At 72.1% G+C, this 9,570-nt stretch carries 10 protein-coding genes; 2 read left to right on the top strand and 8 right to left on the bottom strand.

The genetic code is table 11. The features are described from left to right. Positions 1-65: 65 nt before the first annotated feature. A complete protein-coding gene (locus tag HW577_RS14500) occupies positions 66-1,310 on the bottom strand; it encodes a putative DNA modification/repair radical SAM protein (protein WP_198376855.1) in 1,245 nt (414 codons plus the stop codon). A gap of 107 nt (positions 1,311-1,417) precedes the next feature. On the opposite strand from HW577_RS14500, the gene HW577_RS14495 reads away from it, so the two are divergent. Then, a complete protein-coding gene (locus tag HW577_RS14495; RefSeq protein WP_232474941.1) occupies positions 1,418-1,651 on the top strand; it encodes a DUF4170 domain-containing protein in 234 nt (77 codons plus the stop codon). On the opposite strand, the gene HW577_RS14490 is transcribed toward HW577_RS14495, so the two are convergent. Further along, positions 1,640-2,911, bottom strand: a complete 1,272-nt coding sequence (locus HW577_RS14490; RefSeq protein WP_332837711.1) for a bifunctional folylpolyglutamate synthase/dihydrofolate synthase — start codon at positions 2,909-2,911, stop codon at positions 1,640-1,642. The two genes, HW577_RS14495 and HW577_RS14490, sit on opposite strands and share 12 nt — an antisense overlap. 5 nt (positions 2,912-2,916) lie before the next feature. Continuing rightward, on the bottom strand, positions 2,917-3,843 hold the full coding sequence (gene accD, locus HW577_RS14485; protein ID WP_198376853.1) for an acetyl-CoA carboxylase, carboxyltransferase subunit beta: 927 nt from the start codon (positions 3,841-3,843) through the stop codon (positions 2,917-2,919). 184 nt (positions 3,844-4,027) lie between these two features. On the opposite strand from accD, the gene HW577_RS14480 reads away from it, so the two are divergent. Beyond that, positions 4,028-4,921 (top strand): LysR substrate-binding domain-containing protein, encoded by an 894-nt coding sequence (locus HW577_RS14480; RefSeq protein WP_198376851.1) that lies wholly within the window; start codon positions 4,028-4,030, stop codon positions 4,919-4,921. Positions 4,922-4,976: 55 nt separating this feature from the next. Here the strand turns inward: HW577_RS14480 and trpA are convergent, their stop codons facing one another. The 5 genes from trpA to pyrF form a co-directional block, all read right to left on the bottom strand. Further along, positions 4,977-5,807, bottom strand: coding sequence for a tryptophan synthase subunit alpha (trpA, locus tag HW577_RS14475; RefSeq protein ID WP_198376850.1), 831 nt, complete (start codon positions 5,805-5,807; stop codon positions 4,977-4,979). After that, positions 5,804-7,042 (bottom strand): tryptophan synthase subunit beta, encoded by a 1,239-nt coding sequence (gene trpB / locus HW577_RS14470; protein WP_198376849.1) that lies wholly within the window; start codon positions 7,040-7,042, stop codon positions 5,804-5,806. The genes trpA and trpB overlap by 4 nt, the downstream gene beginning before the upstream one ends. A gap of 189 nt (positions 7,043-7,231) precedes the next feature. Then, the gene (locus tag HW577_RS14465) at positions 7,232-8,203 is read right to left on the bottom strand and encodes a dienelactone hydrolase family protein (RefSeq protein WP_198376847.1); all 972 of its coding nucleotides are present in this window, start codon (positions 8,201-8,203) and stop codon (positions 7,232-7,234) included. Between the two features lie 51 nt (positions 8,204-8,254). After that, positions 8,255-8,908 carry a phosphoribosylanthranilate isomerase gene (locus HW577_RS14460; protein WP_198376846.1) on the bottom strand — a complete coding sequence of 218 codons (654 nt, stop codon included), beginning with the start codon at positions 8,906-8,908 and terminating at the stop codon, positions 8,255-8,257. 4 nt (positions 8,909-8,912) lie between these two features. Next, the coding region (gene pyrF / locus HW577_RS14455) for an orotidine-5'-phosphate decarboxylase (RefSeq protein ID WP_198376845.1) at positions 8,913-9,570 on the bottom strand (658 nt) is incomplete at its 5' end.

Below are 9,570 nucleotides of genomic sequence, written 5' to 3'. Positions count from 1 at the left end.
CCCCTCAACCTTCTTTGTATTCAAAGAAGGGAGGGGGAGCGGGGGAGGTTCCCCTCCCCCGCCCTTCATCCGAACAGCGACATCTGTACGGGCCGCCCGAACGCCGTGCGCGGCACCACGCTCTCCCGTAGCCGCGCCGCGTCCAGCAGGCGCGGCACATGCCCCGCGGCCGTGACGAAAGGCCCGATCTTCGCGACAGGCAGCGACAGCCGCGCCAGGTCTTCCATCCGCAGCGTCCGGTGCCGCCGTGCCGCGAGCAGCCGCGCCACGGTCTTGGTGCCGAGCCCCGGTACGCGCAGCAGCATCTCCCGCGGCGCCTGGTTGAGATCGACGGGGAAGCGGTCCCGATTCTTCAGCGCCCATGCGAGTTTGGGATCCGCCTCGAGGTCGAGCATCCCCTCCGTGCCGCTGGCCATGATTTCCGGTAGGGAGAAACCGTAGAAGCGCAGCAGCCAGTCCGCCTGGTACAGCCGGTGCTCCCGCACCAGCGGCGGCGGTACCGGCGGCAGCAGCGCCGCAGCGTCGGGGATGGGCGAATAGGCGGAGTAGTAGACGCGCCGCAGCCCGTGCGCGGCATAGAGCGTGGTGGACAGCCCGAGGATCGCGCCATCGTCGGAGGCATCGGCGCCGACGATCATCTGTGTGCTCTGCCCGGCGGGGGCGAAGCGCGGCGGCTTCGCGCGGCGGGCGGTGCGGCGGGCCTCCTTCGCATCCTCGATCGACATTGTCAGGCGGCCCATGGCGCGGCGAATGCCGGGCAGGTCCTTCTCGGGCGCGAGGCGCTTGAGGCTCGCCTGCTGGGGCAGTTCCACGTTGATCGACAGGCGGTCGGCGTAGCGCCCCGCGGCGTCGAGCAGCGCGGGATCGGCATCGGGGATGGTCTTGAGGTGGATGTAGCCGTGGAAGCCGTGATCCTCCCGCAGCGACCGCGCGACGCGCACCAGCTGCTCCATCGTGTAGTCGGGCGAGCGGATGATGCCGGAGGACAGGAACAGCCCCTCGATGTAGTTGCGGCGGTAGAAGTCCAGCGTGAGGCCGACGATCTCCTCCACCGTGAAGCGCGCGCGCGGGACGTTGGAGGAGGCCCGGTTGACGCAATAGGCGCAGTCGAAGACGCAGGCGTTCGTCAGCAGCACCTTGAGCAGCGAGATGCAGCGCCCGTCCGGGGCGTAGGCGTGGCAGATGCCGCTACCTTCGGTGCTGCCCAGGCCGCCCTTGCGCGAGTCGCGGCGCTCCGTGCCGGAGGAGGCGCAGGAGGCATCGTATTTCGCGGCGTCGGCGAGGATCTCGAGCTTGCGGCGAAGGTCCATGGGTCAGGCGTCCGGAGAGAATGTTCACTATATGTTCGCTTGCGCCCTCGTACAATCGCATCGTCGCTCGCTGCGTTGCGGCATGACGCGGCAGGACGGGACCGCGGATGAAGGAGGCTGCCATGGCCGCGCGGAAACTCTGGTTCGTCCGGGGCGGCGTCTCCATCGACAGCGCCAGGCAGGAGATCGAGCCCGGCACCGCGTCATGCTTCGGCCCCTTCCACGATGCCGCGACGGCCGAACGCGCCTGGCGCGCCGAGATGCGCCGCAGGGTGGACACGGCGCAGCACCGGCTGTCCGTGCTGGAGGTGCCGCGGCCGGGCGGCGAATCAGCCGGCTGAGGCCTTCAGCACTTCGCCCGCGAGGTAGAGGCTGCCGCAGATGAGCACCCGTCCGGGCGGACCTTCGCGCCCGATGCGTGCCAGCGCTTGCGTCACGGTCGGCCCCGGGCGCGCGACACCACCGCTCGCCGTGACGATGTCCTCGACCGGCATGGCGAGGTGCTGCCCGGGTTCTGCGACCGCGGTCAGCGTCGTGGCAAAGGGGATGAGCGGGCGGAGGAAATCCACGCTCGCCTTGCCCTTCTTCATGCCGACGACCAGGTGCAGCGGCCGGTCCGCCCAGGCCGGAAGGTGCGCCGCCAGCGCCACGCCCGCCCCCGCATTGTGCCCGCCATCGAGCCAGAGCTCGAAGCCCGGCGGCAGCGCATCGGCCACCGGGCCCGACAGGCGCTGCAGCCGCGCCGGCCATTCGGCGGCGGCGACGCCGCGGGCGATGGCGTCCTCCGTCAGCCAGGCGGGGTTCCAGGCGCGCAGCGCGGCGATGGCGATCCCGGCATTTTCCACCTGGTGCGGGCCCGGCAGGCCGGGCGGCGGCAGGTCTACCGCGCCGCGGGCATCGGTGAAGCGCAGGCCGCCCGGCACAGGCTCGCAGCGCCAGTCCCGCTCGCGCACGAGCAGCTTCGCGCCCTGCTCCGCCGCGACGCGCGCGAGCATCCCTGCCGCCTCGGGGTCATGTGCGCCAGTCGCGCAGGGGATGCCGGGCTTCATGATGCCGGCCTTCTCGAAGGCGATGGCGCCGAGCGTGTCACCGAGGAAATCCATGTGGTCCATGGACAGGCTCGTGATCGCCGTCGCCGCCGGACGGTCCACCACGTTGGTCGCGTCGAGCCGCCCGCCGAGCCCGACTTCCAGCACCAGCATCTCCGCCGGCACCCGGCTGAACAGCAGCAGCGCGGCGGCGGTCGTGATCTCGAAGACGGTGATCGGCTCGCCGGCGTTCGCGGCTTCCGCTTCCTCGAGCGCCGCGGTCAGCATGGCGTCGGAGACGAGCGTTCCCGCCAGGCGCACGCGCTCATGGAACCGTACCAGATGCGGCGACGTGTAGACATGGACGCGCTGCCCCGCCGCTTCCCCGATCGCGCGCAGGAAGGCGCAGGTCGAGCCCTTGCCGTTCGTGCCCGCGACATGGACCACCGGCGGCAGGCGGCGCTCGGGGTGGCCGAGTGCCGCGAGCGCGCGATGCATCCGCCCGAGGCTGAGGTCGATCAGCTTCGGATGGAGCGCGTGCAGGCGCTCGACGATCGCCTCGGCGCGGGACACGCGCGTCAGGCCTTGGCCGGGGTCGCTTCGGCCTCTTGGGGCAGGTCGTCCGCCGCCTCGGGCGGCGGCACTTCGGCCGGCGCCTCGACCAGCGGGGTGCGCAACAGCCCGATCAGCCGCGCGAGCGTCGCGCGCATCTCGCCCCGCTTCACCACCATGTCGAGGATGCCGTGCTCGAGCAGGTATTCCGCGCGCTGGAAGCCCTCGGGCAGCTTCTCCCGCACCGTCTGCTCGATCACCCGCGCGCCGGCGAAGCCGATCAGTGCGTTGGGCTCGGCGATGTGGATGTCGCCCAGCATGGCGAAGGACGCTGTCACGCCGCCCGTCGTCGGGTCGCACATCACCACGATGAAGGGCAGCCCGGCTTCCTTGACGAGCCGCGTCGCGATGACGGTGCGCGGCATCTGCATCAGCGAGACCGCGCCTTCCTGCATGCGCGCCCCGCCCGAGGCGGTGAAGACGATCAGCGGCGCATCCTGGAGCACGGCAAGCTTCGCGGCCGTGACGATCGCCTCCCCCACCCCCGCGCCCATCGACCCACCCATGAAGGCGAATTCGAAGGCGGCGACGACGGCGCGTTGCCCGTCGATCGTGCCATGCGCGACAGCCACCGCGTCATCCATCGCGGACTTGGCCTGCGCTTCCTTCAGCCGGTCGGTGTAGCGGCGCTGGTCGCGGAAGCGCAGCGGGTCGGCCGGCGCGCGGGGCAACTCGATGCGGGAGAAACCGGAATCGAGCGTGCATTCCAGCCGGCGCACGGCCGAGATGCGCATGTGGTGGCCGCAATGCGGGCAGACGTGCAGCGCCGTCTCGAGGTCCCGGCGGAAGATCATCTGCTCGCAGGCGGGGCATTTGTGCCAGAGGTTCTCCGGCACGTCCCGCTTGAACAGGCCTGAGATCTTCGGCAGGGCCCAGTCGGAAATCCAGTTCATGAACGGCACTCGCCCCCGATGGCCGGCGGGCGCGAGGCACCCACGGCGGCGCCGGACCACCGGCGCGGCGCGTTATATGGGGTGACGGGCCCCGGGGCCAGCCGCCCGGCATGGCTGGACGAAGGATCGGCCTGTGCCCATGTTTCGGGATAGCCGATAGGCCCAATCAATCGTTGCGTCACCGATGAACCTCCGCGACCTTCGCTACATGCTCGCCTTGGCCGAGCACCGCCATTTCGGCCGCGCCGCGGAGGCCTGCCGCGTCTCCCAGCCGACGCTCTCGGTCCAGCTGCGCCGCCTGGAGGAGACGCTCGGCGTCGTGCTGTTCGAGCGCAGCAGCAAGCAGGTGGTCCCGACCCCGGTTTGCGAGATGCTGCTCGCCCATGCCCGGATCGCGGTGGCGGAGGTGGACGCGATGGCGGTCCTCGCGCGCGCCACCGCCGACCCGCTGCGCGGGCCGTTGCGCCTTGGCGTGATCCCGACCCTCGGCCCCTACCTGCTGCCGCTGGTCTTCGCCCCCCTGCGCGCGGCCTTGCCGCAGCTGGAGATCGAGCCTTGGGAGGACGTGACCGGCGCGCTGCTGGAGAGGCTGCGGGTGCATGAGTTGGATGCCGCACTGATTGCGACCGAGCCCGAAGGTGCCGACCTTGCGACCGAGCCGCTGTTCACCGAGCCTTTCCTCGCCGCCCTGCCGCCCGAGCACGCGCTGTGCGGCCGGGCGCGAGTGGCGGAGGAGGATCTTGCCCCGGACGTACTGGTGCTGGCCGACGGGCACTGCCTGCGCGACCAGGCGCTGGCTGCCTGCGGGCTTGCCGGCCCGCGGGGCGGATCGCTGCGCGCCTCCTCGCTCGCCACGCTGATCAACATGGTCGCAGCCGGCTACGGCACGACGCTGATCCCGGGACTCGCAGCGGGCGCGGCGCAGGATGCGGGCATCACGCTGCTGCCGCTGAAGCGGCGGGCGACACGCACGGTGCGCATCGCCTGGCGCGCCGCCTTCCCGCGCCGCGCGGCGGTGGAGGCGGTGGCGAAGGTAATCGCGGAACGGCTGCGCGGGTTTTCCGCCGCGGCGGGGTGACGGCGGCGGCCGCGCGTCCAGGCCACCACCTCCGTCCGAGAGGACGGGCGGCGGCCTATGCCGCCTTGCGCACCCCGTGCACCGCTTCCGCCAGCGCGCGCACCTGGTCCAGCACCTTGCGCACCGTGTCGGGCTTCGCGTGGCCTTGCTCGTCCAGGCTGGCGGCGAGCGTATCGACAAGCGCGGTGCCGACCACCGCGCCATCGGCCAGCCGCGCCGCTTCGGCCGCCTGTTCCGGCGTGCGGATGCCGAAGCCGATGCAGATCGGCAGGTCGGTGTGCGGGCGCAGCCGCGGAACGGCGGCGGCGAGGTCGGCCGTGCTCGCGCTGCGCGTGCCGGTGATGCCGGTGATCGAGACGTAGTAGACGAAGCCCGAGGTCGCCGCGAGCACGCGCGGCAGGCGCGCATCGTCCGTCGTCGGCGCGACCAGGCGGATCAGGTCGAGGCCGTTCGCCTTGGCCTGCGGCTCCACCTCGTCCGCTTCCTCGGGCGGCACGTCCACGATGATGAGGCCATCGACGCCCGACGCCGCCGCATCGGTGCAGAAGCGATCCACGCCGTAGGACAGGACGGGGTTGTAGTAGCCCATCAGCACAATCGGCGTCGCCGAATCCTCCTTGCGGAAGTCGCGCACCATGGCGAGCACGCCGGCGAGCGTGGCACCCGACTTCAGCGCGCGCAGCCCGCCCTTCTGGATCGAGGGACCGTCTGCCATCGGGTCGGTGAAGGGCACGCCGATCTCGATAACGTCGGCACCCGCGCCAGGCAGGCCGTGCAGGATCGCCATGGAGGTCGCCGGGTCGGGGTCGTAGCCTTCGAGGAAGGTGACGAGCGCGCCGCGCCCCTGTTCCTTCAGCGCGGCGAAGCGCGTGGCGATGCGGCTCACAGCTTCACCCCCAGGTGTCGGGCGACGGTGAAGATGTCCTTGTCGCCGCGGCCGCACATGTTCATCACGATGATCTTGTCCGCCGGCATCGCCGGCGCCTGATGCAGCACATAGGCCAGCGCATGGGCGGGCTCGAGCGCCGGGATGATGCCTTCCAGCCGCGAGCAGAGCTGGAAGGCGGACAGCGCCTCGTCATCGGTCGCATGCACGTAGTTCACGCGGCCCAATTCGTGCAGCCAGGAATGCTCCGGCCCGACGCCCGGATAGTCGAGGCCGGCGCTGATCGAATGCGCTTCCAGGATCTGGCCGAACTCGTCCTGCAACAGGTAGGTGCGGTTGCCGTGCAGCACGCCGGGACGCCCCTTGGTGAGCGAGGCGGCGTGCTCATGCGTCTCCACGCCCTTGCCCGCGGCCTCGACGCCGTACATCGCGACCGATTCGTCGTCGAGGAACGGATAGAACAGCCCCATGGCGTTCGATCCGCCGCCGATCGCGGCGACCAGCGCATCCGGCAGGCGGCCCTCGGCGGCCATCATCTGCTCGCGCGTCTCCTCCCCGATCACGGACTGGAAGTCGCGCACCATGGCCGGATAGGGGTGCGGGCCCGCCACCGTGCCGATGCAGTAGTAGGTGTCGTGCACATGCGCGACCCAGTGGCGCAGCGCTTCGTTCATCGCGTCCTTGAGCGTCGCGGCGCCGGAGGTCACCGGCACCACCTCCGCGCCCAGCAGCTTCATGCGGAAGACATTGGGCTGCTGGCGCTCCACGTCCGTAGCACCCATGAAGACGGTGCAGGGCAGGTCGAACAGCGCGCAGGCCGTCGCCGTGGCGACGCCGTGCTGGCCGGCGCCCGTCTCGGCGATGATGCGCGTCTTGCCCATCTTCTTGGCCAGCAGGATCTGGCCGAGCACAGCGTTGATCTTGTGCGCGCCGGTGTGGTTCAGCTCGTCGCGCTTGAAATAGACCTTCGCACCCATCCCCGGCGCCGCCTTGGCGCGCAGATGCGTCGTCAGCCGGTCGGCGTACCAGAGCGGGCTCGGCCGGCCGACGTAATGCGTCAGCAGGCGGCGCCATTCCGCCTGGAAGGCCGTGTCCTTCTTCGCTGCCTCATAGGCCTGCTCGACCTCGAGGATCAGCGGCATCAGCGTCTCGGCGACGAAGCGCCCGCCGAACTGGCCGAAGCGGCCGCGGGCATCGGGGCCCTGGCGGAAGGAATTGGGCAGGGGCTTGTTCAAGGGGCTCTCTCGGACGTCCGGGAAAGCCGGGGGTTTAGCGGATCGCCCCTGGCTCGGCCATAGGCCGGCGCGTCATGCGGTCGCATGAGGGTGGACCCTCCTGCGATCGGCCTGGGGCCGTCGATCGGGCGCGCGGCCGTTCCGCCAGCGCGGCGGACGGCGCGAACGAGGAAACTGCCGCGCCGTCGATCAGCGCACCCGCGCGTTGATCACGTGCTGCTGCATGTGGCCCGCCACTTCCCCGACCGCGCGGCCGCGATGCGCGACATCGCCCTGCGTTTCCGTGCCGACGCTGCGGCAGGCTTCGCGGCTGCGCAGATAGGCGGCGATCGTCTGCTCATTCGCTCCGATCCGGAACAGGGAGGCACCGGCGACGCCCGAGGTCCGCTCGCGCCACAGCCCGTCCCCGCCCTGCTGCCAGACGCAGCGGGTGATGTTCTCCCCCTGCGCGTCGGGGCGCACCGGGCCGGGGGGATCGTCGAAGCCGTGCCGGGCGTTCTGGATCGTGCTGACCGTGACATCCCCGCTCGCGGCGCGGAGGTAGGAGGCGAGGTCGTCGCAGGATGCCTTGCCCGTGCGGTTGTCGCGGTCGCCCACGATGATGCGGATCGGGCGGCGCCCGGTGTCGCGGTTCCCGACGCGATAGGCGCATTCCGGCGCCACCGCCGCGAAGGCCAGGAAGCGCGCTGCATTCGCCCCCCGCCCCTGCTGCGCCCAGAGATGCGCCGCGAGCAGCGCCCCGCCGCCGCCGCCTTCCCCGAAGCCCACCAGGCCGGCGCGGCGGCGGTCGATGCGCGGATGTTCCGCCGCGCGGTCGAGCGCGCCATAGGCATCCGCCGCGAAATCCACCGCCGTGATCCAGGCGCGCTCGGTCGCCGGGCGCGAGGTGTCGATGCTGCGCGGCCCGTAATGGTCCAGCACCAGCACCGCCGCCCCCGCGCCCTTCAGCGCATCGACATAGGCCTGCAGATGCGCGTCGCGCTTGCCCCGCACGTCGTGGGAGAGGACGATCAGCGGCACCCGCTCCGTCCCCGGCGGCAGGTGCAGCTCGGCGACCATGGGCTGGTTGCCGGCGCCGACATAGTTGAAGGGATCGGGCCGCGGCCCGCCGCCGCAGGCCGCGAGCAGCAGGAGCATCAGCAGCGGGGCGAGGCGCGTCATCCGGTGGTTCCTCCCTGGGCGTGCCACGCTGCGGCGCGGGCGGGGGCCTCGTCAACCGGCGCGCGAGACAGCCTTCGCAGCGGCGACGAAGTCGCGCACCAGCCGGGCATCCTTGATGCCGCGCGCCCGTTCGACGCCGGAGGAGACATCGACTCCCGGCGCGCCCGCGATGCGGATCGCCTCCGCCACATTGCCCGGCGTCAGCCCGCCGGCGAGCAGCCAGGGCCGCGGTACCGCCCGGCCGGCCATCAGCCGCCATTCGAAGGGCTGCGCGTTGCCGCCCGGCAGCGGCCCGCCGGGCGGCGGGCGCGCATCGAACAGAAAGCGGTCGACCACCGGGGCGAAATCGGCGACGGGGGCGAAATCCGCCTCCTCCGCGACGCCGATCGCCTTCATCACCGGCAGGCCGAAGCGGGCGCGGATGGCCGCCGCGCGGGCCGGCGTCTCCTCTCCATGCAGCTGAATCAGGCCGAGCGGGACGGCGGCGAGCACGGCTTCGATCTCCCCATCCGTCGCATCGACGAACAGGCCGACGCGGACCGGCCCGCCCGGGCGCAGCGCGGACAGCACCCCGGCCTGCGCCGGCGTGACCGCACGCGGGGAGGGCGGGAAGAAGACGAAGCCGATGAAGTCCGCCCCCGCATCGGCGGCGGCGTCGAGCCCTTCGGCATCGCGGATGCCGCAGATCTTCACCTCGACAGTCATCGGTTCAGCCCGGCAGGGTCGCGGCAATGGACGCCGCCGCAGCCGCAGGGTCCGCCGCGCCGGTGATCGGCCGGCCCACCACGATCCAGTCGGCACCTGCGGCGACCGCCTCGGCCGGTGTCGCGGTGCGCGCCTGGTCGCCTGCGGCGCTGCCCGCCGGACGGACGCCGGGGACCACCAGAGCGGGGCCGGGGCCGAGTTCGGAGCGCAGCAGCGCGGCTTCCTGCGGGCTGCACACCAGGCCATCCGCCCCAGCCGTGACCGCCATGCGGGCCAGTCTCAGCACCTGGGCGGCGGGGCTGTCGGCCACGCCGGTCGCGGCGAGTGCGGCCGCGTCCATGCTGGTCAGCACCGTGACGGCGAGCAGCAGAGGGCGGTCCGCGCCGGCGCGCTCGGCGGCGTCCCGCGCCGCGGCGACCATGGCCGGCCCGCCGCCGGCATGGAGTGTGACCATGGCGGGGCGCAGCGGCAGCAGCGACCGCAGAGCGCCCGCGACCGTGTTCGGAATGTCGTGCAGCTTCACGTCGAGGAAGACCGGCGCGTGCCGGGCGACCGCGGCGACCGCCGGCGCGCCCGCGGCGCAGAACAGTTCCAGCCCCACCTTGAGCACGCCGCAGCGCCCGGCGAGCGCGGCGGCCAGCGCCTCCGCCCGAGCCAAGTCG

Origin of the sequence: Neoroseomonas rubea, from assembly GCF_016106015.1 — a bacterium.
Lineage (GTDB): Bacteria > Pseudomonadota > Alphaproteobacteria > Acetobacterales > Acetobacteraceae > Neoroseomonas > Neoroseomonas rubea.
This window is presented reverse-complemented; position numbering and strand designations above follow the sequence as displayed.